The following is a 23,849-nucleotide window of genomic DNA, read 5'->3' on the forward strand; positions in this document are numbered from 1 at the left end:
GGATGGCGAGCGGGGATGGAAGCGGGGCGAAGCCACAGCGTGCGGGACGCGGAGACCGCGCTACGGCAACCGATCATGCCAGGGAGGTACGACGAACCATCCTGTGACCTTGACGGCTGGTCGGCGTGAGTCACCCGGCGGCATTTGGCGTACGCGGGCCGAACCGGGTCGCGCTCGAGGGTTCGTCGACAACGCCGTCGCGCCTGGTGGATCTCGGCTGTTGGCGGCCAGTGGCCTCACATGATTCCGATGACCAGGGGGGGCGGACCTACCCCCTCGTCGGCCCTCACTCGGGACGGCTGAGGGCAGTGATGCTGCAGCTTGTAGCATGAATGAGGGATGGAGGTTCCCCGGGATCCTCTCCGGAACAGATCGGCTCCCGGGCGAGCGTCTGGTGGCCGGTGATGCGGGTGGACCGTCGCCCTCCGCGGGTCTGCTCTTCACCGGTTCTGTGAGGAGGAGACCATGACCAGTCTGACTCAACCATTGCGTGACGAGCACGCGCATCTACTCCCGCACATCGAAACTCTGCGCACGGTGGCCGATACCTTGGGTCACGCAACGCCGGGGACCCTCAGCACCGCGCTCGCCGACGTCCAGCTGTTCTTGAGCGATCACCTCATTCCGCACGCCGAAGCCGAAGACCAGGTGCTGTACCCAGCGATCGCCCGGGTGATGGGAGCCCCGGAGGCGACCGCGACGATGTCCAGAGAGCACGTCGAAGTCGGCCGGCTCGCGCGCGAGCTGGACACCCTACGCGAGACGGTGGATCGGGAAGGGCTCAGCGACGAACGCCAGACCGCACTACGGCGCGTCCTCTACGGCCTGTACACGTTGATCAAGGTCCACTTCGCGAAAGAAGAGGAGATCTACCTGCCGCTTCTCGATCAGCGGCTTCCCGCGCCCGAGGCAGAGCAGCTCTTCGCCGAGCTGGCGCACGCCCATCACCGCGATTAAGACCCTCCACGAGCCGTGAAGGGTCTCCGCTCGGTCTCGTTCAGGTAGTGGCCGAAGGCGTGTGGGGGCGCTGCCGAGGTGATCGGTGGCGCCCCCATGTGCTTACCGGTCAGATGGCGTCCGTCACGCCGTGTTCCCAGCCCTCCCGAATCTCGAAGTCCATCACATCCCCTCATCTGGGGTTGCGACGACCACTAGAAGAGAAGGGTTCCGGTCCGGGCCCTTCCGGTCTCAGCAGGCGAGCGGTGCGGAGCCGAAGGCGACGTCGTCGTACCAGATGGTGTCGGAGTCGCTGCCGTAGCTCTCCCAGCCCAGGCGCAGCGTCGCCGGGCGCGGGGCGGTCGTCCGGCTGAGCCACTGGCCGTCGACGTCCCGGGTGGGCGTCTGGTCCAGGTGCAGACCGGGGACCTCCTGGTCGTCCAGGTAGGTGCTCATCGCCTGCTTGGTCGTGTCGATCTGGTAGCGCAGGCACACCCAGCGCCCGGTGGGCAGCGGCCTGCTCATCGAGACACCGGTCGGGCTCTGCTCGGGCAGCGTCGCGTCATCGGACTCGCGGTTCCACTGCAGCGCGCTGTTCTGCCCGCCGATGCGCAGGTCCTTGTTGCCGTTGGCCGCGTCCGCCATCGTGATCATCGTGACGTGCGTGGCGGGCAGCGCGGTCGTGTGCCTGACCCACATCCGCGCGTACACCACCGGGCCGACCGTCGAGACGTTCTTGGTGGTGCCCACGAAGATGTGGTTGCAGTAGTTGCCGCCACCGCTGATCTTCAGCGACTTGCCGCCGCTGTGGGAGGTGGCGGAGTCGATGGTGGCCGTACCGGTGCCCGAGCAGTTGGGCGTGACGACCTGCCAGTCACCGCCGGGCGTGCCGGAGGACTGCTCCTCGAAGCCGGAGCAGACGACCGCCCCGTTGCAGCCGGGCGGAGGCTGGACGGTCGGCGTCGGGGTCGGGGTGGGAGTCGGGGTCGGGGTCGGGGTGTTGTCCACGGTGGGAGTGGGCGTAGGGGACGGGGTGGGCGTCGGGGTCGGGGTCGGCGTGGGGAGGGCGCCGCTGCAGGGCACGCCGTTGAAGACGAAGTCGGCCGGGACCGGGTTCGCAGATCCCCAGGTGCCCTGGAGGCCGAAGTCCGCCGACGCCCCGGTGGCCAGGTTGCCGTTGTAGGAGGCGTTGACGGCGGTCACGGTGGTGCCCGACTGGGTGACGGTGGCGCTCCAGGCGTTGGTGACCTTCTGGTCGCCGCCGAAGACCCAGCGCAGTTGCCAGGTGCCGACCGCCGGGCCGAGGTTGGTGAGCTTGACCGAGGCGGTGAACCCTCCGGCCCACTGGTTCAGCGTGTAGGTCACCTTGCACACCGGGTCGGCGGCGGAGGCGGCACGGACCGGCAGCAGCAGTGCGGCGATGGCCGCCAGCGCGGCGGCGACGGCGAGAACCTCCCGCCGCCGGAACGGGCGGAGGGCGGACCGGGAGGACGGCGGCGGCCCCGAGGCCGCGGCGCCGGGCAGGGGAGCATTCATGGAAGCTCGCTTTCTGCAGGTCGCTTACAGATGGGAGCGCTCCCACGAGCTGGCCCGGGATCGCTCTGCTGCGCTCGATCGCCGATGCTCACCCCCCGCAAGCCCCTCTGTCAACGACGGCGGCGCGGCCCGCTCACCTACCTCGCATGAGCCGGTGAGCTCGCTGAATCTTTCAGCTCGCGCAGCCGGCGACCCGGGGCGGCGCCACGGCCGCCGGCTCCTGCCGATCGCGGGCGGACTCCCGCCGGGCGGCCGGCTCGTACCCCGACAGGTCGAAGTGGACGCGCCTGCGTTCCAGCACCCCGTCGCAGGCCCGGCACACCAGCACCGGCCGCAGCACGGTCGCGCACGGCCGGTGGGTGATCGTGATCCGGGCGTCCTCGGGGACGGGCAACTCGCGGTGCGCCCAGTCGACGAGGAACGCGAAGACCTCGAAGAAGGCCAGGCCCTTGTCGGTGAGCCGGTACAGGCGGCCTTCATCGGGGGTGAGCACGCCGACCTCGACGAACCGCCTGAGCCGGTCGGTCAGCACCGACGGCGCGATGCCCAGCCGCGACTGGAAGTCGATGAAGCGCTTGACGCCGAGCAGCGCGGCGGCCAGCACGGCGGTGCTCCAGCGGTCGCCGAGGATCTCCATCGAGTGGGGGCAGTAGCCGAGGTAGTCGGGGCGTCCGCCGCTGCGCAGCGTACGGCGGTGGTGGCGGGGCAGGCCGATGCGGATGAACGACGCCCGCGGGCCGACGTCGGTGGCGGTCTCCCTGGCGGTCACCGGCTCACGGCAGGTGCCGCAGGCGAGGTAGGGGCGGGCGTCGTGGCCGCAGGTGTCGTGCATCGGGGCGAGCAGGCCGGGACGGTCGGCCCAGTCGCGCTCCCAGCTGTGGATGGCGAGCAGGAAGGACCACAGGCCGAGGCCTGCGTCGGTCAGGCGGTACTCGTAGCGGGTGCGCCCGTCACGGTAGGCGGTGGTGCCGAGGATGCCGTGCCGTACGAGCTCTTTGAGCCGGGTGGCCAGCACGGACTCGGAGATGCCGAGCTCGTCGCGCCAGCCGGCGAACGTCCGGACGCGCAGCAGGAACGCCCGCTGGACGATGAGCAGCACCCAGCGGTCCCCCAGCATGCCGAGGGCCTGCCCGATGGCGCTGAGGTCGCTGTTCGCCCCGTCCGCGGCCGCACGGAGCACCGTGGGGAACGATGCCGGATTTTCGGAATGGCATCCCGTTTGGGGGATATTCGGGCGGGGGGGCGGACATTGAGCGACTTTCTGGTCGGCCTCAGCCGTACGGTGACCGGCCGCGACCGATAACTCCTTGTTGTTCACCGCGTCAACTCTAAGTCACATAGGCGGACTCTCCCATCCGAGTTCCATCGCGATCACCAGAAGGAGGTACATTGCGAGCTGACTTTTTTCATCGTAGTTTCCAGGAATGGCCGTGTGGCCGGTCGTGAACGCGGCGGTGGGCCGCGGACGGGGTGCGGACGCGTGCCGGGTGCGGCACCACGGCTCCCCCGGGCTATGGCAGGAGCGTTGCAGATGAGGCTCAGCGTCTCGGTCGGGCTCTGGCAGGACCGCCCGGCCACAGAGGCGGTGCGCACCGCGCAGATCGCCGACCAGCACGGCTATCCCGAGGTGTGGGTGGGCGAGATGGCGACCTACGACGCCTTCGCGCTGGCCACGGCGATCGGCATGCGCACCCGCCGGATCGCGCTCACCGTCGGCCCGCTCCCGGTCACCGTACGCGACCCGATGACGATCGCCAGGGGTGTCGCTTCGGTCGCCGATCTCACCGGCAGGCCGGTCGGCGTGGCGCTCGGCACGTCCTCACCCGTGGTGGTGGAAGAGTGGCACGGCCGCTCCAGGGCCGGGTGCGGTACGGCGTTGCGCGAGACCGTACAGGCGTTGCGGCCGCTGCTGGACGGCGAGAGGTCCGACTTCTCCGGCACGCGGGTGGCCAGCCGCGGCTACCGCCTGCGGCTGGACGCCCCCCGCTCCGAGATCAGCGTCGCCGCCTTCGGACCGGCGGCGGTCGGCGCCGCCGCCCTCGCCGACCGCATGGTGCTCAACCTGCTCACCCCCGCCTCGGCCGCCCGGCTGATCACCGACCTGCGCCTGCTCACCTCCGGCACCCGGGTCGTCGCGTGGGTGGCCGCCGCCGTGGACCCCGACCAGGCCGCGATCGAGCAGATCCGGGGCGCCCTGGTGTCCTACCTGTACGCGCCGGGGTACGGCGAGATGTTCGCCCGGTCCGGCTTCGAGGACGTGGTCGCCTTCGCCCGCACCCGCCCGCACCCGCGCGACCTGCTGGCCGCGATCCCCGACGCCATGCTGGAGGCGGTCGCGCTGATCGGCGACTCGGTGGAGATCATGGACCGGCTCGACGCCTACGAGGAGGCCGGTGTGGACGAGGTGGCGATCGTCCCGGTCAGCACCGACGCCGACCCGTGCGGCGAGGCCACCCTCAAGGCCCTCGCCGAGTGACGGCCGGCCCCGGCCGCCGGGCGGGACACGCGAAAGCCCCGGTTCAGGTCCGCGATCTGCGGCGAACGCCGTGATCACCGGCGGCACGCGAAGCCAGGGGTGCGGAAGCGGCCCGCACCACGAAGGCGCGGAACTCGGCGCGGGACGCCGTTCGTTCAGGTGAGGACGCACAATGGGCGGTGGGAGGCCCTCTCCCGCCCGGCGAACAGAAAGGCCCGGCAATGTCGCCACTGTCGAAGTACTACGTGGGCGCGGCGATCGCCTCGATCCTCGCCCTTCTTCTCCTGCCCTCGCTGGTCGCCTGGATCCTGGTGATCGCGCTGCTCGGCGGTCCCGTGGCGGTGTACTTCATGCTGGACGAGTCGCAGCGCACCCGGCTGCGCCGCATCCGGAGGCGCCAGATCGGCCGCTGACCCGCGGGCCCGCGCCGAGAGCGGCGCGGGCCGAGCCGCGGCGGCTCTCAGGCCGCGGCGACCGCGATCTGCTGCCGCACCCGCTCGGTGACCTTGCGTTCGATCACGAACGACAGGAACGGGATCGTGCCCGCGAGCAGCACGCCGAGCGTGTACGGCCAGGACCAGCGCGCCTTGAGCCCGAGGTTGAGCGCGGTCAGCAGGTACACCGCGTAGACGAAGCCGTGCACGGGGCCGACGACCGCGACGAAGGTGGCGTTGTCGAAGCCGTACTTCACGACCATGGCCACCACGAGGGCGAGCAGCATGCAGCCGACGATGTAGGCCATCACCCGGAACGGTTTGAGCGCGGATTCCACGACGATCATTACCTCGCTAGCTGGGCGGTCACCACACGATATCCGGCACCGGCGGTGGTCCCGCCCCCGGGATCAGTCACGTGCGCCGCTGCCGCCGCCCTGGGCGACCGCGGCCGCCGGCGTGGCAGGGCCGGCCGTATCGGCGTCCCGTTCGGAACCTCGGTCGGGGTCCTCACCCGGCTCGTCTCCGGAGTCCCGGTCGCCGGTGCGGGCGGTGCGAGAGGCCCGTACGGCGTCCCGCACGAAGTGGAACCACATGAACACCGCGAACCCGGCGAAGATCCACCACTGTGCCGCGTACGCGAGATTGCGCCAGGTGAACGCGCCGCTCTCGGTGGGCGGCGGCACGGCGACCGGCCGCAGTCCCGACCCGGCCGGCGTCGGCGGGGCCGCGATCGGCCCGGCTCCCGCGCTCTCGGGCTTCCCGGCCGCCTGGGCCGCCGGCGACAGGCCCGTGGCCACGATGAACCCGTCCCGCAGGCGCAGGCCGCGCCAGAGGTTGACCAGCTCCGACGTCGAGACGGTGGCCACCTGCCCGGCCGGCAGCGGCGCCGTACGCCGCCGGGCGAAATCGGTGGGTTCGGGGGGTTGCACCCGCCCGGTCACCGTCACCGTCCCCTCGGGCACCGCCGTCGCCGGGTCGCCTGCGGTGGGCACCCAGCCGCGCACGACCGGCATCACCGTGCCGTCGGAGAGCGCGAGCGGGGTGAGCAGCCAGTAGCCGCTGTCCCCGCCCGTGACCTCGCCGCCGCCCGCCTCCACCGTGGGCGCGCGCTCGGCCACGAGCAGTTGCCGCGCGGCGTCGAAGGCACCCTGCGCGGTGACCCGGCGGCCGACGTCCTCGCCCGGCATCCGGGTGCCGGGCGGCACCAGGGTGGTGAGCGCGACCGGCGCGGGGTCGGAGACGACGTGCGGACGCCCGGACTCCTCGAACACGCCGAGCTGCCAGCGGCCGAGGAAGGCGAACGAGATCAGCACCGCGACCGTGACCAGGTGCAGGCCCACAAGGCGGGGTGACAGCAGCGTCCGCAACATGCCACCAACGCTATCCGCCCGTACCCGCGGTCCCGCCCAGACCCCGCCGTACCACCCGGCGAAAACCCCGCGCCACCCCGCGTTCCCGTACTCCACGGCCACGGCGGCGGACCCCGGGCATCCCATGCCAGGCAAGATCCGGCGGCAGGCCTCCACGGGAGCGGCCGGAGGGAGGCGTGCCCTGCGGACGCCCTTGGATTTTTCCGGCAGGGCGGGTTACCGGAAAGGCCGAACTGGCATAAAGGGCGTCAAGCATCGCCGAGGGTGGCTAAAGTTCCTCCCATGTCTGAACCTCATATCGATCCTGCTGGTAACACTCAGCAGTTCAAGGCATTCGCCCAGCGCCAGGAGCCGGAGGCCGCCGCGCCCGAGCGGTCCCGCATGATCCCCATCATCGCCGTGGTCGCGGCCGTCATCGTGGTCGCCGTGGTGGTCTTCCTGCTCGTCCGGTAACTCCCCGCGCAGGGCGCCTGGCGCCGTCGGCGACTGCCGTCGGCGGTTTCGGCATGCCCGCGTACGGCAGGCCCGGCCGAGACGGGTCGTCAGCGTACGGGAGCCGCCGTCGGCGGGCCGGGCCACGAGGTCAGCTCGCGGCCGACTTGGCGCGTTCCAGCAAGCTCCCCCACCTTTGTCCTTCGTCCCGGCCGCCCGGACGAAAGGTGTCCGTCCGGGCGGCGCCGTCGTTCGTGCCGGTCGGCGAGCGACCGTCTCTCCTGTCCCGGGGGTGCCGGGATGTCAGCGCTTCGCGGGCTCCAGGACCAGGGCGCTTCCGCCGCCGCGCCGCGACGGCTCGGCGACCGCCTGGATCTTGCCCTTGCCGAGGAACTCCAGTCCGGTGGCGGCGCCGATCTCACCGACCGGCGGCCCCGGGACGAGAGTGAACGTGTGCCCGCGCGCGGTCAGCTCCGCGCCGTAGCGGTCGATGAACGCCTGCTCGGCCTGGGTGGCCGCCGTGTTGCGCTGGCTGGCCCGCGGCGCGGCGAGCGCGTCGGGCAGGGACATGCCGAACTCGTACCGGTTGACGAGGATCTGCAGCACCGTCGTGATGATCGTCGCGCCGCCGGGTGATCCCACCGCGAGCACCGGCGTGCCGTTCTTGAACACGATGGTCGGCGCCATGGACGAGCGGGGCCGCTTGCCCGGCGCGGGGAGGTTCGGGTCGCCCGGAGCCGGGCCGAAGGTGAAGTCGGTCAGCTCGTTGTTCAGCAGGAACCCGCGTCCGGGGACGACGATGCCGTTGCCGCCGGTCGACTCGATCGTGATGTTGTACGCCGCGACGTTCCCCCAGCGGTCGGCCACGACCAGGTGCGTCGTCTCCGGGCCCTCCGGCTGCTCGCCGGTCGCGCCCTCCCCGCCCTTCGCGGCGTCGCCGGTGTCGATCGGCCTGCCCTCGAACTGGCAGCCGTCGTAGGAGCCGTCCGGCGAGCCGGGGGCGGCCGGATGCGGCATCGCGATGTCGCCGATCAGGCAGGCGCGCTCCTTGGCGAACCCGTCGGACAGCAGCTCACCGAGCGGGACGTCGACGTACCCGGGATCGCCCACGAACTTGTTGCGGTCGGCGAAGGCGAGCCGGGACGCCTCCAGGTATTCGTGCCGGCCGACCTTGGGCAGCGCCTGCAGGATCTTCAGCGCCTCGCCGACGGTCGAGCCCCCCGAGGACGGCGGGGCCATGCCGTAGACGTCCAGCGGCCCGTAGCCGACCTTGGTGGGCGGGCGTTCCAGCGCGCGGTAGGCCCGCAGGTCGGACACCGTCATCAGGCCCGGCCGGACGACCCGGGCGCTGCCCGGCCGCACCGGCGGCGCCTTGACGGTGGCCACGATCTCCTCGCCGAGCCGGCCGCCGTACAGCCAGCCGGAGCCGCGCCGCCCGAGCTCGCGGTAGGTCGCGGCGAGGTCAGGGTTGCGGAAGACCGATCCGACCGGCGGCGGTGCGCCCTTGGGCAGGTACAGGGCCGCGGTGGAGGTGAAGTCCGCGAAGCGTTCGGCGTTCTGCGCGGTCTGGTCGTAGAAGGTCTGGTCGACGACGAAGCCCCGCTCGGCGACCTCGGCGGCCGGCTGGAGCGCCTGCTTGAGCGAGATCGTGCCGTAGCGCCGCAGCGCCAGCTCCCACTGGGCCACGCTGCCGGGCACGCCCGCCGACAGTCCGCTGGTCACGGCGTCGGCGAACGGGATGGCCGCGCCGTTCTCCTGGAAGGCCGTCTCGGTCATCGCCTGCGGCGCCTTCTCGCGCCCGTCGATCGTGATGACCTTCTTGCGCCGGGCGTCGTAGTAGACGATGAAGCCGCCCCCCGCCAGGCCCGCGGAGTACGGCTCGGTGACGCCCAGGGTGGCCGCACCGGCGACCGCGGCGTCCATGGCGTTGCCGCCGCCTCTCAGCACCCCGAGCGCGGCCTTGCTCGCGTCCAGGTCGACGGTCGCGACCGCTCCGCCGTACCCCTCGGCGACCGGGACCTTGGCGGGCCGTCCGTGCCCCGCACCGCCCAGGGCGTCCGGCGCGGCGATGGGTGACGCCTGGGCGGCACCGGGCGGGACGAGCAGGGCGGCGCAGGCGGCGACCCCGGCGAGCGGAACGGTCATACGGCGAAGGCTCATGGCGGACCCCATTCGTAGATCGCACGAGCATTGACTCATAGCATCACAAGCGCGGTCAACAACGATCAGAGCATCGCGGACGGGACCACGGCCCGCGCCCGCAGGTGTTTCCGGCGTACGGTGCGGCGCGCTCGTCACCGGACGACGGAGCGCCCGGCCGTGCGGCAGGGCGGAATCCCCTGCGCGGCGCGAGCGGTCGCCGCCGTACGCACGGTCGCCGCACCCTGTCGCAGCGTAGCCGAGAGCATCGCGCGGCGCGCGGCGGAATGCCGGGTCCTGATGAGCCGAGCAGGGCCGGCCGGACCTGCTGCCGGCCACCTACCACCGCACACCCACGAATGGTCATGCGGAAGCCGTGCCCGGTGGACACCGGGCAGAACAGATCGTCAATCGCGAGGCCGCGCCGGCATCTGCAGCGGGACACCGAACCGGTTGAAGGCGTTCATCAGAGCCACCTGGACGACCAGCGCGCCGAGTTCCTCGTCGGTCATGAGGTCGCGGACGCCGGCCCAGACCTCGTCGCTGACGCCGTGCGGGGTGAGCGTCGTTGCGGCCTCGGTGTACTCGAGCGCCGCCCGCTCCGCCGGGGTGAACAGCGCCGATTCGCGCCACGCGGACAGCTGGATGATGCGGTCCAGTGATTCGCCCTGCTCCAGCGCATCGTGGCTGTGCAGGTCGATGCAGTGCACACAGTGGTTGATCTGCGAAGTACGCAGCTTGACCAGCTCGCGAATGGTCGGATCGAGTGGCGAGGTGAGAATGGCCTGGTCCGCGGCGTAGAGCGCCTTGGCGGCCTTTGGGGCGGCCGTCCGCAGATCGAGGCGGGGCTCACCGGCGTGCACGTGGGTGGTCATGATTTCTCCTTAAGGCGTGGATATCGCGTTGTCGAGCCAGGCGTGCGCCGGCGGGGTCACGAGGAGTGCGCGGCTGACCAGTCGTCGAAGGTGGTGCGCCCGATCCGGGCGACACCGAGCGGAACCAGCGAGTCCCGCACGATCGGTACACCGAAGTAGCCGGCACCGGCGTCCGGCTTGAGGGGGCGCTCATCACCTCGCGCGGCGAGCGCCGGACCGATGAAACGGGCGAAGGCCGCGCGTTCCGGCCCCGCGACCTCGACCACGCCGTCGAGCGGGGCGGAGGTGGCCACGTCCACGAGCACGGCGGCGACGTCGGCCGCGGCGACCGGCTGAAGGTCCGCGGTGGGCGGCACGATCACGTCGTCTTGGGCCATGCCGGCGCCCATGGCCGTCAGGTTCTCGAAGAACTGTGTCGCCCGCACGATGGTGAACGGGGTGCCCGACTCGGCGACGAGCCGTTCCTGCGCGGCCTTGGCGTCCAGGTAGCCCGGGTGCGAGAGCCGGTCTGTACCGACGATCGACAGCACCACATGGTGCCGCACCCCGGCTTCCCGCCCGGCGTTGAGCAGGGTGCGGGTCGAGGTGGTGAAGAAGTCGAGGATCGGCTCGGGTTCGAAGATCACTTTGTTGGTCACGTCGACGACCACGTCCGCGCCCTTCAGCGCGTCGGCGACGCCGCGGCCACTGATCGTGTCCACGCCGGTTCCCGGCGCGGCCGACACGACGTCGTGGCCGAGCCGCTGCAGCGACTCGACGACTTTCGACCCGATGAGTCCGGTTCCCCCGGCAACGACGATGCGCATGCCCTACCCCCCGATTTCGGATAACTGTTGTCCGAGATTCTATTCGGACAACAGTTGTCCGAGTCAAGTAGGCTGGGCGAATGAAGATGTCAGGCGGGGTCGAGTGGGGCTTGCACTGCTGCGTCGTGCTCAGCGGGGCGGGCGCGCCGGTGACGGCGGCCAAGCTCGCCGAGCTGCACGACGTCTCGCAGAGCTATCTGGCCAAACAGCTGCAACTGCTGTCCCGCGCAGGCCTTGTGCGCTCGACGCTGGGCCAGTCCGGCGGCTATGTGCTGACTCGGGCTGCGAATGAGATCACGGTGCTGGACGTGGTCGAGGCGATCGACGGAGTCCAGCCGGCGTTCCGGTGTACGGAAGTGCGTCAGCGGGGCCCGATGGCCGTGCCGGCGGAGCGGTGTGACACTCCTTGCCCGATCGCCCGCACGATGGATTCCGCCGACCGCGCCTGGCGGGAGTCGCTACGCGCGGTCACCATCGCCGACCTGATCGCCGACGTCAACCGTACGACGCCACCTGAGATACTCGCGGGGGCCCGGGAGTGGCTGCGCGCCTGAGCAACGGCGACGAGCTCTGCATGGCCGTCGGTGTCACCTCCGGCCGAGGCCGGCACGTACGCCGGGTGCCGTAGAGCGCTCTGCCACCCTGGGACGATGCGCTGGTCAGCACACTGACGTAGCGTTTCCCGAGTGCGCGCGACAACTCCCCGCTGGGTGGAGCCCATGCTCCCGCTGCTGGTCGGCACGGTGCAGATCTGGGGCAGCCTGGGCGCGCAGCGCGGCCAGGTCCATCCCGGCGACCCGCTGAGCCGGGTCCCGCTCGACCCGCTCGGGTTCGCGCTGCTGGTCGCGGGCCCGCTGGCCCTGACCCTGCGCCGCTCCCGCCCGGTGCTCACGCTGTGGACGGTCGCCGCCGTGACCGTCCTCTACGTGTACCTGGGCTACTCCTACGGCCCGGCGTTCCTCGGCATGATGGTCGCCCTGTTCCACGCCGTGCAGACCGGGCACCGCCGCGCCGCCTACACCGCGGGCGGCACGCTGTGGCTCTGTTACGTGGCGTACGCCACCTGGGTGCTGCCCACGCCGATGGGCCTGTTCCCGCACGCGGGGGTGGGTTCGCTCATCCTGGTGGTGCTCACCATCGCCGAGGTCGCCCGCGCCCGCCGCGAGCAGCGCGCGGAGCGGGAACGGGTGAGCCGCGAGGAGGCCCGGCGGCAGGCCAGCGAGGAGCGCCTGTCCATGGCGCGGGAGCTGCACGACGTGCTCGGGCACAGCATCTCGCTGATCCACGTGCAGGCGTCCACGGCGCTGCACCTGATGGACGAGCACCCCGAGCAGGCGCGCACCGCCCTCACCACCATCAAGCAGGCCAGCAAGGACGTGCTCACCGAGATGCGGTCGCTGCTCGGCGTGCTGCGCGAGGACGCCCCCCGTTCCCCCACCGCCGACCTCTCCCAGCTCGACGACCTGGTCGAACGCACCGGCCCCTGGGCGGCCAAGCGGGTCACCGGCGCCCCGCGGCCGCTGCCGCCGGGCGTGGAGCGGGCCGCCTACCGCATCGTCCAGGAGTCGCTCACCAACGTGGCCAAGCACGCGCCGGGCGCCCGGGCGACCGTGACCCTGGAGTACGGGCCCGAGCGGCTTGCCGTCCGCGTCGAGGACACCGGGGCCGGCGTCCCCGGGACGCTGAGCGGCGAGGGCGGCGGCAACGGCATCCCGGGCATGCGCGAGCGGGCCGCCGCGCTCGGCGGCACGCTGACCGCGGGGCCGCACGCGTCGGGCTTCCGCGTCGAGGCCCTGCTCCCCATCCCACCGCAGACCCTCCCCTCGAAGGACGCCGAGTGATCAAGATCTTGCTGGCCGACGACCAGGCCCTCGTACGGGCGGGCTTTCGCGCCCTGCTCGACGCGCAGAACGGCATGACCGTGGTCGCCGAGGCCGCCGACGGCGCGGAGGCCGTCCGGCTCGCCGAACGGCACCGGCCGGACGTGGCGCTGATGGACATCCGCATGCCCGGCATGGACGGCCTCACCGCCACCCGGAAGATGCCCGAAGGGGTGAAGGTCGTCATCCTCACGACCTTCGAGCTGGACGAGTACGTCTTCGAGGCGCTGCGCGGCGGGGCGAGCGGGTTCCTGGTCAAGGACACCGAGCCCGCCGAGCTGATCCAGGCCGTCCGGGTCGTCGCCGCGGGCGAGGCGCTGCTGTCGCCGAGCGTCACCCGCCGGCTGATCGCCGAGTACGCCTCACGGGCCAAGGAGCCGCGGGCCACCGCGGGCCTGGAACAGCTCACCGAACGCGAGCGCGAGGTGCTGACGCTGGTGGGCGGCGGGATGACCAACGACGAGATCGCCGCCAAGCTGTACATGGCGCCGGCGACGGCGAAGACCCACGTGAGCCGGGCGATGATGAAACTCGGCGCCCGCGACCGCGCCCAGCTCGTCGTCATCGCCTACGAGTCCGGCCTCGTCAAGCCCGGCTGGATCTGACCGCTGCCCGCACACGCGGATCGACGTCACACGCATTGCCGGCGGTCGAAATCCGACGCCGCGAGTTCTCCAGGTCACGCGCTTTGATACCGCCGGCGAAAACTCGCCACTCATGGGAGAAAGACGCAGGCCACTGATCGCCGAGCCGGCCGGGCGGGAAGGGCGGGAGCCGATGTGACCCGCGTGGACGGGCATCGGCAGGCTTGACGCATGAGACTCGACGAGATCCCGGTCCCGGGCACCCCGGCCGCCGGGGCGGCCCGCGAAGTGGCCGCGGCCTACTGCTCTCCCGCCCTGCTCAACCACTCCGTGCGCTCCTACTTGTGGGGCGCGTCCTACGGCACGCTGAACGGCATCGCCTACGACGCCGAGCTGCTCTACGTCTCGGCGCTCCTGCACGACATCGGCCTGGTCAAGGAGTTCGACAGCCACACCGTGCCGTTCGAGGACGCCGGCGGGCACGTGGCCTGGGTGCTGGGAGCCGGGGCCGGCTGGCCCGCGGAGCGGCGTACCCGGGCTCTTGAGGTCATCGTCCGGCATATGTGGGACGAAGTGGACCCCGCCCAGGACCCCGAAGGGCACCTGCTGGAGGTCGCCACGAGCCTCGACATCTCAGGGCGGCGACCGGACGCCTGGCCCGCCGAGCTGCGCGCCGAGGTGATCGCGCGATACCCCCGGCTGGACCTCGCCGCGGAGTTCACCGCGTGCTTCGAGGACCAGGCGGCCCGCAAACCGGACACCACCGCCGCACGGGCGGTGCGCTCCGGGATCGCCGGACGCCTCGCCGCCAACCCACTGGAAGCGCACGACCCGGTCTGACCGGCCGGTGCCGATGGAGGTCCCGGACACGCGTACGCGCCGGGGCGACCGGTCGCCTCGGCGCGTACGTCTGTGGGAGTAGGGCCGGTGGGGGTGGCCGCTCTGCACGCGGTAGCGGGGGGCGCGCCCGCCGGACGATGGCAGGCCGCCCGGAAGGCGGGAAGGTGGAGGCATCCGCACAACAGGTCCGTGCGGGAATCCGTAAGGAGAGGAGAAGCGGGTGCCGTACGCACATTGGGGACCCGGCCCGTGGTGGCCGGTCATCCCGATCTTCTGGGCGCTGTTCTGGGCGGGCCTCGCGGTGCTCGTCTTCCGGGCACGCAAGCGCGGCTGGGGCCCGTTCGCGGGCGGGACGCCTCCGTGGGCGGGACGCTTCACCGGCCCGCCGACCGCGTCGGCCGAGAAGATCCTGGCCGAGCGCTACGCCAAGGGCGAGCTCAGCGACGACGAGTACTTCCAGCGCATCTCGGTGCTGAAGCAGGGCTCCGCGTAGTCCCCCTCCGGCCGGTCCCGCCCCGGCCGGCACCGTACGAATCACCACGGCGGGCGCCGTGACGGCGCATCCCATGGAGACCGGTACCGAGAAGCCCACCACGCGAGGGCCGGTACCGCGACGGCGGATCACACGGCCGGCGCCCCGAGGGCCCGCAAAGGACGCGTCCGCATCGGACATCCACTCGCATGGTTAGCGAAGTGTCACTGGCGGTCACCGGCACGGCCGGTTACCTTCCGCACAGGGTCACTTACGGAGGAGGATCAGGTGAGGTCGAGCCCAGCACCGCCACGCGTCCGGGCGACCGGGGCGGGCCGCGGGTGACGGCGGCCGCCCTCTTCGCCGGCGGGCTCGCCGCGGGCCTGGTCGCCGGCACGGCCTCCTGTACGGCGGTCCAGGGAGGCATCCTCATCGGCCTGATCCGCCGCCGCGCCGGCACGGCCCACCGGCATCCGGCCCCGACGGGCGGGCACCGGTCCCGGTCGCCGGAGGGCGCGGGGGTGGTGGCGGCGTTCGTCGGAGGGCGACTGGTCTCGCACACGGTGGCCGGTGGCCTGCTCGGCCTGCTGGGGGACTCCGTACGGCTGCCCCCACCCGCGCGTGCGGTGCTCCTGTTGGGGGCGGGCACCGCGGTCGTGGTGTACGCCGTGCGGGTCGCCGTGTCCACCGGCCGCCCGCCGCCCGCCTGCGCCGGGCAGATCGCGACGCCGGTCCCCGAGCCCGAGCCGGCCGAGCCCTCCGGCGCGGTGGCGGAACGAGCCGTCGCGCGTCCGGATCGGCGCGGGGTGGGGCGGGCCGGGGTGCTGGGGGCCGCGACGGTGCTGATCCCATGCGGGGTCACGCTGAGCATGCAGGCCGTGGCCGTCTCCAGCGGGTCATGGGCCGGCGGGGCGGCCGTCATGGCGGGTTTCGTGGCCGGCACCGCCCCGGGCTTCGCGCTGCTGGGACTGCTGGTGCGCCGGGTGACCTCCCGGCGGCTCGCGGCGCTCGCCGCGGCCGGCGCCCTGGTCGCCGGTGTGGTGACCGTGGCCGCCGGCCTGCGCCTGGCCGGCTGGCTCCCCGCCTGGGCCGATCCGGCCGCGACCTCCGGGGTCGCCGCCCGGACGAGCGACGGCGCCTCCGGGACGGGCGACGTCGCCGGGGCCGCGACCGTTGTCCGGGCGGACGGCACGCAGGTGCTCACCATCTGGGCCACGCCGGAGGGCTTCCGTCCCGGAGTCACCGCGGCGCAAGCGGGCCGTCCGATGGAGATCGTCTTCCGGACCGCGGGCAACCGGGGATGCACACGGACGCTCACCGTCCAGGGCCACGACGTCACGCTGCCGGAGAGCGGTGAGCGGGCCGTGCGGCTGCCACCCCAGGGCCCGGGAAGGCTCCGCTACGTCTGCGGCATGGGAATGTACGTCGGATTCATCAACATAACGGAACAAACACCCGCCGCTCGCTAGGCCGCTGCCACACCTCCGGCACCGGGGAGGCCCCGGCGGGTCAAACGCGTTCCGCCGGACGGCAAGAAGCCGTCGATTATGGTCCGTCACGCTGGATCACGTGCGAATCTTTCCCCCATGACGTGGTGGCATGGTGAACCCGAGACGGCCGTCGCGTGGCCCGCCGTGCCGATGCCTCGCGCGCCCGAACCACCGCCCGAAGAACCCACCGAGGGCGAGTTGCTGAGCGCCGCCCAGGCGGGTGACGCGGTGGCGGCGCACCGGCTCGGCCGGCTGTACGCCCAGCGCGGCGACCGGTCGGCGGCCCGCCACTGGTGGGAACGCGCCGCGGGGGCCGGCAACATCGACAGCGCCTACAACCTCGGCATCTGGCACGAGAAGCACGGCAGTCTCGACGAAGCGATCACCTGGTACGAGCTGGCCGCCGGAGCCGGGGACGCCGAGGGGGCGCTCAACCTGGCCGGGCTGCTGCTGGAGCAACGCGGGGACGTCCTGGCCGCGCGCCAGTGGTTCGAGACCGCGGCCGGTGCGGGCTCGCGCCCGGCCGCGCGCCGGCTGGCGCTGCTGTGCGAGGACATCGGCGACGGCGTCGCGGCCCGTGACTGGCACCACCGCGCCGCCTCCGCCGGTGACCTGGCCTCCGCGCACGACCTGGCGTTCCTGAGCTATGCGTCCGGCGAGGAGGTGCAGGCACGCGCCTGGTGGGAGTACGCCGCCCGTGGCGGGCACGCCGACGCCGCGTACTACCTGGGCCGGCTGCTGCACGCCTGCCGCGACCCCGAAGGAGCCGAGGCGCTGTACCGCCTGGCCGCCAAGGTGGACCACCCGGGGGCCGCCTCCCAGCTCGGCCGGCTGGCACTGGCCCGGCGCGACCTGCGCACGGCGCGCGCCTGGTTCGAGCGCGCGGCGCACCTCGGCCGGGTCGAGGATCAGCGCATGGCGGGCTTCGTGTGCGTGGAGCTGGAGGACCCGCGCGCCGCCAGCCACTGGTTCGGCCGGGCCGCGGCCGGCGGCGACGCCGAGGCGGCGTACAACTTCGGCCTGCTGCTCATCGCCGAGCACAACGACCTGAACGGCGGCGAGCACTGGCTGCGCCAGGCCGCCGGGTGCGGGCACCAGGGCGCGGCGGCCGAGCTGGAGACGCTGCGCTCGGTCCTGGGCGGCGGGACGGCCGACGCGGGTCCGGCCGGTTCCGGCGCACAGGGTGCGAGCCTCACCGGTTCCGGCGCGCGGGGGGCGGGGCCGCATGGCGCGCCGGTCGCGGCACAGACCGGCGAGCCCGCCGCGCCGTTGTGGGACCGGCCGGTCGAGCCGGAGCTGGTGGCCCGCGCCGAGCTGGCCGTGGCCGCGGCGGGCAGGCGTGGCGGCACGCCGCTGCGGCTGTCCGACCTCACCGAGATCCTCGGCACCTGGGACCTGCTCACCCGGCGGCTCCGGGAGCCCGTGGACGTGGCCGCCTGGCTGACCGAGCGCAGCGGCCTGCACGCCGGCGCGGTGGAGCACCTCGGCGCGGTGCGCATGACGCTGCTGCGTCCGGGCACCGCGCCCTGGCCGACCCCGGGCGAGGTCGAGCACGTGCTGGCGACCTCCCGGTCACTGCGCAAACGCCTGGGCGTCACCTGACCCGGCGCCGGTTTTCGCCGGTCAGGCGAGGATGGTGGTGAGCTCGTCGTAGGGGAGGGTGTGGGCCTGGGCGACGTGGGCGTGGGTGAGACGGCCGTCGTGGGTGTTCAGGCCGAGGGCCAGGGCCGGGTCGGCGCGCAGGGCCTCGCGCCAGCCGAGGTCGGCGAGCTTGACCGCGTACGGCAGCGTGGCGTTGGTGAGCGCGTAGGTCGAGGTGTTGGCCACCGACCCCGGCATGTTGGCGACGCAGTAGAACACCGAGCCGTGCACGGTGTAGGTCGGCTCGGCGTGGGTGGTCGGGCGGGAGTCCTCGAAGCAGCCGCCCTGGTCGATCGCGATGTCGACGAGCACCGAGCCGGGCTTCATCCGGGAGACCAGCTCGTTGGAGACCAGGGTCGGGGCCTTGGCGCCCGGGATCAGCACGGCGCCGATGACCAGGTCGGCCTCCACGACGGCCTGCTCGATGGCGTAGCGCGTGGAGACGATGGTCTTCAGCCGGCCCTGGTAGATGGCGTCGATGTGCCGCAGCCGGTCGACGTTGACGTCCAGGATGGTCACGTCGGCGCCCATGCCGACCGCGATCTGGGCGGCGTTGAGACCGGAGACGCCGCCGCCGATGACGACGACCTTGGCGGGGGCCACGCCGGGGACTCCCCCGGGCAGCACGCCGCGCCCGCCGTTGAAGCGCATCAGGTTGTACGCGCCCACCTGCGGGGCAAGCCGGCCGGCGACCTCGGACATCGGGGCCAGCAGCGGCAGGGCGGAGCCCACCTGCACGGTCTCGTAGGCGATGGCGGTGACCTTGCGCGACAGCAGCGCGTCGGTGCAGGCGCGGGAGGCGGCCAGGTGCAGGTAGGTGAACAGGACCTGCCCCTCGCGCATCCGGGGGTACTCCTCGGCGATGGGCTCCTTGACCTTCAGGACCAGGTCGGCCTCGCCCCACACCTCGTCGGCGGTGTCGAGGATCTTGGCCCCCGCGAACAGGTAGTCCTCGTCGGGGATGTGCGAGCCGAGGCCGGCGTCGTGCTGGACGTAGACGTCGTGGCCGTGGCGGACGAGCTCGTGCACGCCCGCCGGGGTCGCGGCGACGCGGTACTCGTGGTTCTTGACCTCGGCCGGCACGCCGATCTTCATATCGTGATCCTTTCCAGGACGGAGCAGCTGGTGGACGCGGGCATGGCTGTCCCGTGCCCGCACCGGATGGGCGCGGCGCGTGCCATGGGCGGCGCGCGTTACAGGCGGTTCCAGGCTTCGGTGAGCACGGACCGCAGGATCGACTCGATCTCGTCGAACTCCTTGGGGCCGCAGATGAGCGGCGGTGCGAGCTGGACGACCGGGTCACCACGGTCGTCGGCGCGGCAGTACAGGCCGGCGTCGTACAGGGCGTTGGACAGGAAGCCCCGCAGCAGCCGCTCGGACTCCGCCTCGTTGAAGGTCTGCTTGGTGTCCTTGTCCTTGACCAGCTCGATGCCGTAGAAGTAGCCGGAGCCGCGTACGTCGCCGACGATCGGCAGGTCGCGCAGCCGGTCGAGGGTGGCGCGGAAGACGGGCTCGTTGCGCTGGACGTGACCGAGGATGTCCTCGCGTTCGAACAGGTCGAGGTTGGCGAGGGCGACGGCCGCCGAGACGGGGTGGCCGCCGAAGGTGTAGCCGTGGGCGAACATGGTGGTGCCCGACTTGAACGGCTCGAACAGGCGCTCGGAGGCGATCATCGCGCCGATCGGCGAGTATCCGCTGGTCAGGCCCTTGGCACAGGTGATCATGTCGGGCACGTAGTCGAACTTCTGGCCGCCGAACATCGTGCCGAGCCGGCCGAAGGCGCAGATGACCTCGTCGGAGACCAGCAGCACGTCGTGCTCGTCACAGATCTCGCGCAGCCGCTGGAAGTACCCCGGCGGCGGCGGGAAGCATCCGCCTGCGTTCTGGACGGGCTCGACGAAGACGGCGGCGACGGTGTCGGGGCCCTCCATCACGATGGCCTTGCCCACCTGGTCGGCGGCCCAGCGCCCGAACTGCTCGGGCGTCATGCCGGGCACGCCGGTGATCTCGTCGGCCCGGTAGTGGTTGGTGTTGGGCACGCGCACCGAGCCGGGCACGAGCGGCTCGAATGCCTGCTTGAACGCCGGGATGCCGGTGATGGACAGCGCGCCCTGCGGGGTGCCGTGGTAGGCGATGGCCCGGCTGATGACCTTGTGCTTGAGCGGCTTGCCGACGAGCTTGAAGTACTGCTTGGCGAGCTTCCAGGCCGTCTCGACGGCCTCACCGCCGCCGGTGGTGAAGAACACCCGGTTGAGGTCGCCGGGGGTGACCGCGGCCAGGCGCTGGGCCAGCTCGGCGGCCTTGGGGTGGGCGAAGGACCACAAGGGGAAGAACGCGAGCTCCTGGGCCTGCTTGGCGGCGGCCTCGGCCAGCTCGGTGCGGCCGTGCCCCATCTGCACGACGAACAGGCCGGACAGCCCGTCCAGGTAGCGCTTGCCGTGGATGTCGTAGATGTAGGCGCCGTCGCCTCGCACGATCGTCGGCACCTGGCCGTCCGCGTGGGAGCTGTGCCGGGTGAAGTGCAGCCAGAGATTGTCCTGGGCTGCCTGCTGGACTGCGGCCGTGTCGGTCTCGGGTCGCGTCATGGCTATCTTCCTTGTGATCTCGACTGCCATCAGTGTGCATGCTCCACACGGATGATGACAACCGGTTGCGTGGTGACACTATGCAAGAACTTCGGAATCCGCGATATCGCTATGTAACAACGACGAAATCCGTTTGGGTGTGTCGAACGAAAACCCCTGCCGCGGCGGGGATTCCGGGCGCCCGGCGCAGCCGCTCCGACGCCGCGGGAACAGCGGGCGAGAGCCCCTGACGCGGCTCCTACCAGCACCGATCGGCGCCCGTCTGGAGCGACGCGCTCCGCGACTGTGATGCAATGTGTCGAATCACCAGACAGCCGATGCGGGGAACGGAACCGTGACTCCTGATCAGATCGAGAACGCCGTAGCAACCGAGATGCCGAGGGCAGTGGAAGAGCTGACCCGGCTCGCCGCCATCCCGTCGGTCGCCTTCCCCGGTCACCCCGAGGAGCCGGTGCTCGCGGCGGCCGCGATGACCGAGGAGCTGCTGCGCAGCACCGGCCTGCCGCACGTCCGCCAGATCCCGGTCGAGGGCAGCTTCCCCGCCGTCTACGGCGAGGCCCCCGCCCCGCCCGGGGCGCCCACGGTGCTGCTGTACGCGCACTACGACGTGCAGCCCGCCGGGGACCCCGCGCTGTGGCGCACTCCCCCGTTCCAGCCGACCTTCGTCGACGGTGCGCTGTTCGGCCGCGGCGTCGCCGACGACAAGTCGGGCGTCATCGCGCACGTGCTCGCTCTGCGCGCCTTCCAGGGACGCTTCCCGGTGGGCGTCAAGGTCATCATCGAGGGCCAGGAGGAGTACGCCGGTGAGCGCCTTGAGGCGTTCGTCGAGCGCAACCCCGACCTGCTGCGCGCGGACGCCATCGTCGTCGCCGACACCGGCAACCCGTCGGTGGGCGACGCGAGCGTGACGACGTCGCTGCGCGGCATGGCGGCCTTCACCGTCGAGGTGCGCACCCTGGCCGAGGCGGTGCACAGCGGCTCCTTCGGCGGCGCCGCGCCCGACGCGCTCGCGGCGCTGATCCGCATGCTCGCCGCACTGCACGACGAGAACGGCGACGTCCGGGTGCCCGGCCTGCCGCGCGGGATCTTCCTCGGCACCGGCCCGTCGGACGAGGAGTTCCGCGCCACCGCCGGGGTGCTGGACGGGGTGTCGCTGGTCGGCTCCGGCTCGCTGGCCGACCGGCTCTGGGCCTCCTACGCCATCACCGTCACCGGCATCGACGTGCCGTCGGTGCAGCATGCGATCAACGCGGTCCAGCCGGCGGCGCGGGCCCGCATCACCGTCCGGGTCCCCCCGGCGGGCGACCCGAAGACGGCCGTGAACGACGTGGTGGAGCACCTCCGGCACGCCGCGCCGTGGGGCGTGAACGTGGCGGTGTCCGACCTGGTGGTCGGCTCGGGCTTCCAGGCCGACACCGGCGGCCGTGCCCGTGCGGCGCTGAACCGCGCGATGGAGCGCGCGTTCGGCCGGCCGCCGCGCGACATCGGCGCGGGCGGCTCCATCCCGCTGGTCGCCACGCTGGTCAAGCAGTACCCCGCCGCCGAGATCCTGCTGTTCGGGGCCGAGGACGACGGAGCCGCGATCCACGCGCCCAACGAGCGGCTGGTCATCGAGGAGCTGCGCCGGGCGGCCACCGCCGAGGCGCTGTTCCTCGCCGACTACGCCGACTTCTGATCCGCCCGGCGGCCGGCCCGCGTGGCCGGCCGCCATCGGGTGGGCAGGGGAAGGCCCCCGCGCCGAGGGAGGGACACGGGGGCTTCCCCTGGAGGGCCCGCGCTGCCGCGCGGCAGGCTACTTGTAGGTGATGTCGGACGGCGAGTAGATGCAGTTCACGCCGTCGGCACCGCTGCCGATCTTCGTCGGCTCGCTGCCCTTGGGCACGCCCTTGTACTTGTCGCAGATGCTGGTGCTGCTACTGCTCCCGTACACGGTGATGTTGCTGAACCGCGCGGTGTCGCCCCAGTTGGTGTTGATCCCGGCCAGCACCTTGGTGCTCTGCGCGACGATGCCGTTCATCACCACGTGGCGCTGGTAGGAGCTGGAGCAGTTGCCGCAGGCCCGGTAGAGCTTGCCGGAGGAGGCGACGTAGAAGTTGCTGATGTGGACGGTGCCCGGGCCGTTGTGCTGGAACACCTTGTCCGTCGCCGACTTCGCGCCGCCACCGGTCACGTAGTAGTCGTTGCCGCCGAGGAAGGTGGCGGCGTCCTCGCCCACGTCCTCCCACCAGACGTTCTGGATGGTGCAGTTCCCGTTGCAGTGGATGCCGTCACCCGCCGGCGCGCCGAGGATGACGTTCTTGATGGTGGAGCCGGGCGCCAGCTCGAACATCGGGTCCTGGCTCTCGCTCTGCCCGCCGTCGCCGATGCCGTAGTAGCGCTTCATCCCGCCGTCGAACGTGCCCGACACCTGGATCGTCGCGTTGACCTTCACCGAACTGGCAGGAGAGGGCCAGTTCGGGATGGTGCCACCGCCGCCGGTCGGAGTCGGGGTGGGCGTCGGGTTCGGGTTGCCGGTGGGCGTCGGGGTCGAGCCGGCCGGGGCGAACGTCCACTGCTTGCTGGTCACCGAGTCACAGGAGTTCTGCTGCACCGGCGCGCCCGCGCTGGTCGAGCTGTCCTTGACGTTCAGGCACTTGCCGCCGTTGGCGTTGACCACCCGGATGTTGGAGCCGGACTCGGTGAGCTGCCAGGTCTGCGACGACGCGCCCGTACAGGTCTCCAGCTGCACGGCCTTGCCCGCCGAGGTGCTCGCGTCCTTCACGCCCGCGCACTTGCCGGTGCTGCCCGCCTTGAGCGTGACGCCGCCGCCCACCGAGGTGACGGTCCACTTCTGGTTCGTGCTCCCGTTGCAGGACGACTGGACGAGTTGGGTGCCGTCGGAGCCGTTCGGCGCGTCCAGGCACAGCCTGCTGTTGGCGTTGACCAGGGTGTAGGTGCCGGAGGTCGGCGCCGCCGCCTGGGCGGAGCCCGCGTCGATCATCCCGGCCACCAGCGCGACGCCCGCCGTGGCCGTCAGGACGAGCATCTTGCCCGTCCGCCTCGTCCTCATGATGAGGCTCACGTGGTTCTCCTTGGTTCCGGGCCCGTTCCGGTCCGGCCTTGACCGGACCGGAACGGGCCACTTGAGGTGCGGGAAGGCGTCAGAGGTTGACCTTGCCGGCACCGGCGCCCGCGCTGACGATGGAGTTCACCTGCGAGGGGGTGTCGCAGGTGTAGGAGTAGGGGAGAGAGGCGACGCTGCCGCCGGTCTGCCCGGCGCCGGAGTTGACCTTGTGGTTGTTGCGGGCGACCAGGGTGCCCGGGCCGGAGGACGCCTCGCCGAGGTGGTAGGGGTCGGCGACGTTCTCGAA

At 72.0% G+C, this 23,849-nt stretch carries 22 protein-coding genes and 1 pseudogene; 12 read left to right on the plus strand and 11 right to left on the minus strand.

Going from position 1 to position 23,849, the window contains the following annotated elements:
• The first annotated feature begins 465 nt into the window (after window positions 1-465).
• Window positions 466-957, plus strand: a complete 492-nt coding sequence (locus IEY93_RS26760) for a hemerythrin domain-containing protein (RefSeq protein ID WP_189165887.1) — start codon at window positions 466-468, stop codon at window positions 955-957.
• 231 nt (window positions 958-1,188) lie between these two features.
• Here the strand turns inward: IEY93_RS26760 and IEY93_RS26765 are convergent, their stop codons facing one another.
• Both IEY93_RS26765 and IEY93_RS26770 read right to left on the minus strand, forming a co-directional pair.
• Entirely contained in the window at window positions 1,189-2,472 is a 1,284-nt protein-coding gene (locus IEY93_RS26765) for a cellulose-binding domain-containing protein (protein ID WP_189165888.1), read from the minus strand.
• Window positions 2,473-2,644: 172 nt separating this feature from the next.
• On the minus strand, window positions 2,645-3,652 hold the full coding sequence (locus tag IEY93_RS26770; protein WP_189165889.1) for a winged helix-turn-helix transcriptional regulator: 1,008 nt from the start codon (window positions 3,650-3,652) through the stop codon (window positions 2,645-2,647).
• Window positions 3,653-4,003: 351 nt separating this feature from the next.
• Here IEY93_RS26770 and IEY93_RS26775 point away from each other — a divergent pair, with 351 nt between their 5' ends.
• The gene (locus IEY93_RS26775; protein WP_189165890.1) at window positions 4,004-4,948 is read left to right on the plus strand and encodes an LLM class F420-dependent oxidoreductase; all 945 of its coding nucleotides are present in this window, start codon (window positions 4,004-4,006) and stop codon (window positions 4,946-4,948) included.
• 221 nt (window positions 4,949-5,169) lie between these two features.
• Window positions 5,170-5,361: a tail-anchor membrane protein gene (locus IEY93_RS26780; RefSeq protein ID WP_189165891.1), complete on the plus strand. Its 192-nt coding sequence runs from the start codon at window positions 5,170-5,172 to the stop codon at window positions 5,359-5,361.
• 47 nt (window positions 5,362-5,408) lie between these two features.
• Here the strand turns inward: IEY93_RS26780 and IEY93_RS26785 are convergent, their stop codons facing one another.
• Window positions 5,409-5,729, minus strand: a complete 321-nt coding sequence (locus IEY93_RS26785; RefSeq protein WP_189165892.1) for a DUF3817 domain-containing protein — start codon at window positions 5,727-5,729, stop codon at window positions 5,409-5,411.
• A 63-nt stretch (window positions 5,730-5,792) separates the two neighbouring features.
• Window positions 5,793-6,755, minus strand: coding sequence for an SURF1 family protein (locus IEY93_RS26790; protein ID WP_189165893.1), 963 nt, complete (start codon window positions 6,753-6,755; stop codon window positions 5,793-5,795).
• A gap of 282 nt (window positions 6,756-7,037) precedes the next feature.
• Between IEY93_RS26790 and IEY93_RS26795 the strand changes: the two genes are divergently transcribed.
• Complete coding sequence (locus IEY93_RS26795; protein ID WP_189165894.1) at window positions 7,038-7,208, plus strand: hypothetical protein; 171 nt, start codon at window positions 7,038-7,040, stop codon at window positions 7,206-7,208.
• Window positions 7,209-7,490: 282 nt separating this feature from the next.
• Here IEY93_RS26795 and IEY93_RS26800 read toward each other — a convergent pair whose 3' ends face one another.
• The 3 genes from IEY93_RS26800 to IEY93_RS26810 form a co-directional block, all read right to left on the minus strand.
• Window positions 7,491-9,332 carry a gamma-glutamyltransferase family protein gene (locus IEY93_RS26800; RefSeq protein WP_229691509.1) on the minus strand — a complete coding sequence of 614 codons (1,842 nt, stop codon included), beginning with the start codon at window positions 9,330-9,332 and terminating at the stop codon, window positions 7,491-7,493.
• A gap of 401 nt (window positions 9,333-9,733) precedes the next feature.
• Window positions 9,734-10,201, minus strand: a complete 468-nt coding sequence (locus IEY93_RS26805) for a carboxymuconolactone decarboxylase family protein (protein ID WP_189165896.1) — start codon at window positions 10,199-10,201, stop codon at window positions 9,734-9,736.
• A 56-nt stretch (window positions 10,202-10,257) separates the two neighbouring features.
• Window positions 10,258-11,007, minus strand: coding sequence for an SDR family oxidoreductase (locus IEY93_RS26810; protein WP_189165897.1), 750 nt, complete (start codon window positions 11,005-11,007; stop codon window positions 10,258-10,260).
• A gap of 80 nt (window positions 11,008-11,087) precedes the next feature.
• Between IEY93_RS26810 and IEY93_RS26815 the strand changes: the two genes are divergently transcribed.
• The 7 genes from IEY93_RS26815 (at window position 11,088) to IEY93_RS26845 (ending at window position 17,875) form a co-directional block, all read left to right on the plus strand.
• Entirely contained in the window at window positions 11,088-11,561 is a 474-nt protein-coding gene (locus tag IEY93_RS26815) for an RrF2 family transcriptional regulator (protein WP_189165898.1), read from the plus strand.
• 132 nt (window positions 11,562-11,693) lie between these two features.
• A complete protein-coding gene (locus IEY93_RS26820; protein ID WP_203968813.1) occupies window positions 11,694-12,848 on the plus strand; it encodes a sensor histidine kinase in 1,155 nt (384 codons plus the stop codon).
• Complete coding sequence (locus tag IEY93_RS26825; protein ID WP_189165899.1) at window positions 12,845-13,492, plus strand: response regulator; 648 nt, start codon at window positions 12,845-12,847, stop codon at window positions 13,490-13,492. The genes IEY93_RS26820 and IEY93_RS26825 overlap by 4 nt, the downstream gene beginning before the upstream one ends.
• 210 nt (window positions 13,493-13,702) lie before the next feature.
• The gene (locus IEY93_RS26830) at window positions 13,703-14,311 is read left to right on the plus strand and encodes an HD domain-containing protein (RefSeq protein WP_189165900.1); all 609 of its coding nucleotides are present in this window, start codon (window positions 13,703-13,705) and stop codon (window positions 14,309-14,311) included.
• Window positions 14,312-14,531: 220 nt separating this feature from the next.
• Window positions 14,532-14,804 (plus strand): SHOCT domain-containing protein, encoded by a 273-nt coding sequence (locus IEY93_RS26835; RefSeq protein ID WP_189165901.1) that lies wholly within the window; start codon window positions 14,532-14,534, stop codon window positions 14,802-14,804.
• A 200-nt stretch (window positions 14,805-15,004) separates the two neighbouring features.
• On the plus strand, window positions 15,005-16,252 hold the full coding sequence (locus tag IEY93_RS26840) for a sulfite exporter TauE/SafE family protein (RefSeq protein WP_189165902.1): 1,248 nt from the start codon (window positions 15,005-15,007) through the stop codon (window positions 16,250-16,252).
• A 117-nt stretch (window positions 16,253-16,369) separates the two neighbouring features.
• Complete coding sequence (locus IEY93_RS26845; protein ID WP_189165903.1) at window positions 16,370-17,875, plus strand: tetratricopeptide repeat protein; 1,506 nt, start codon at window positions 16,370-16,372, stop codon at window positions 17,873-17,875.
• 21 nt (window positions 17,876-17,896) lie between these two features.
• Here IEY93_RS26845 and ald read toward each other — a convergent pair whose 3' ends face one another.
• Both ald and IEY93_RS26855 read right to left on the minus strand, forming a co-directional pair.
• Window positions 17,897-19,009 (minus strand): alanine dehydrogenase, encoded by a 1,113-nt coding sequence (gene ald / locus IEY93_RS26850; protein ID WP_189165904.1) that lies wholly within the window; start codon window positions 19,007-19,009, stop codon window positions 17,897-17,899.
• 98 nt (window positions 19,010-19,107) lie between these two features.
• On the minus strand, window positions 19,108-20,499 hold the full coding sequence (locus IEY93_RS26855) for an aspartate aminotransferase family protein (protein WP_189165905.1): 1,392 nt from the start codon (window positions 20,497-20,499) through the stop codon (window positions 19,108-19,110).
• Between the two features lie 334 nt (window positions 20,500-20,833).
• Between IEY93_RS26855 and IEY93_RS26860 the strand changes: the two genes are divergently transcribed.
• The gene (locus IEY93_RS26860) at window positions 20,834-22,174 is read left to right on the plus strand and encodes a M20/M25/M40 family metallo-hydrolase (protein ID WP_189165906.1); all 1,341 of its coding nucleotides are present in this window, start codon (window positions 20,834-20,836) and stop codon (window positions 22,172-22,174) included.
• Between the two features lie 117 nt (window positions 22,175-22,291).
• Here IEY93_RS26860 and IEY93_RS26865 read toward each other — a convergent pair whose 3' ends face one another.
• On the minus strand, window positions 22,292-23,560 hold the full coding sequence (locus IEY93_RS26865; RefSeq protein WP_229691510.1) for a pectate lyase: 1,269 nt from the start codon (window positions 23,558-23,560) through the stop codon (window positions 22,292-22,294).
• Window positions 23,561-23,639: 79 nt separating this feature from the next.
• Window positions 23,640-23,849, minus strand: a pseudogene (locus IEY93_RS26870) (pectate lyase); the annotation flags it as partial.

It is taken from the genome of Sphaerisporangium melleum (assembly GCF_014646695.1).
GTDB classification, from domain to species: Bacteria; Actinomycetota; Actinomycetes; order Streptosporangiales; family Streptosporangiaceae; genus Sphaerisporangium; species Sphaerisporangium melleum.

Coding starts and splice junctions, on each gene's coding strand:
- IEY93_RS26760 (WP_189165887.1), top strand. CDS start 466: ATGACCAGTCTGACTCAACCATTGCGTGACGAGCACGCGCATCTACTC.
- IEY93_RS26765 (WP_189165888.1), bottom strand. CDS start 2,472: ATGAATGCTCCCCTGCCCGGCGCCGCGGCCTCGGGGCCGCCGCCGTCC.
- IEY93_RS26775 (WP_189165890.1), top strand. CDS start 4,004: ATGAGGCTCAGCGTCTCGGTCGGGCTCTGGCAGGACCGCCCGGCCACA.
- IEY93_RS26780 (WP_189165891.1), top strand. CDS start 5,170: ATGTCGCCACTGTCGAAGTACTACGTGGGCGCGGCGATCGCCTCGATC.
- IEY93_RS26785 (WP_189165892.1), bottom strand. CDS start 5,729: ATGATCGTCGTGGAATCCGCGCTCAAACCGTTCCGGGTGATGGCCTAC.
- IEY93_RS26790 (WP_189165893.1), bottom strand. CDS start 6,755: ATGTTGCGGACGCTGCTGTCACCCCGCCTTGTGGGCCTGCACCTGGTC.
- IEY93_RS26795 (WP_189165894.1), top strand. CDS start 7,038: ATGTCTGAACCTCATATCGATCCTGCTGGTAACACTCAGCAGTTCAAG.
- IEY93_RS26800 (WP_229691509.1), bottom strand. CDS start 9,332: ATGACCGTTCCGCTCGCCGGGGTCGCCGCCTGCGCCGCCCTGCTCGTC.
- IEY93_RS26805 (WP_189165896.1), bottom strand. CDS start 10,201: ATGACCACCCACGTGCACGCCGGTGAGCCCCGCCTCGATCTGCGGACG.
- IEY93_RS26810 (WP_189165897.1), bottom strand. CDS start 11,007: ATGCGCATCGTCGTTGCCGGGGGAACCGGACTCATCGGGTCGAAAGTC.
- IEY93_RS26815 (WP_189165898.1), top strand. CDS start 11,088: ATGAAGATGTCAGGCGGGGTCGAGTGGGGCTTGCACTGCTGCGTCGTG.
- IEY93_RS26830 (WP_189165900.1), top strand. CDS start 13,703: ATGAGACTCGACGAGATCCCGGTCCCGGGCACCCCGGCCGCCGGGGCG.
- IEY93_RS26845 (WP_189165903.1), top strand. CDS start 16,370: ATGACGTGGTGGCATGGTGAACCCGAGACGGCCGTCGCGTGGCCCGCC.
- ald (WP_189165904.1), bottom strand. CDS start 19,009: ATGAAGATCGGCGTGCCGGCCGAGGTCAAGAACCACGAGTACCGCGTC.
- IEY93_RS26855 (WP_189165905.1), bottom strand. CDS start 20,499: ATGACGCGACCCGAGACCGACACGGCCGCAGTCCAGCAGGCAGCCCAG.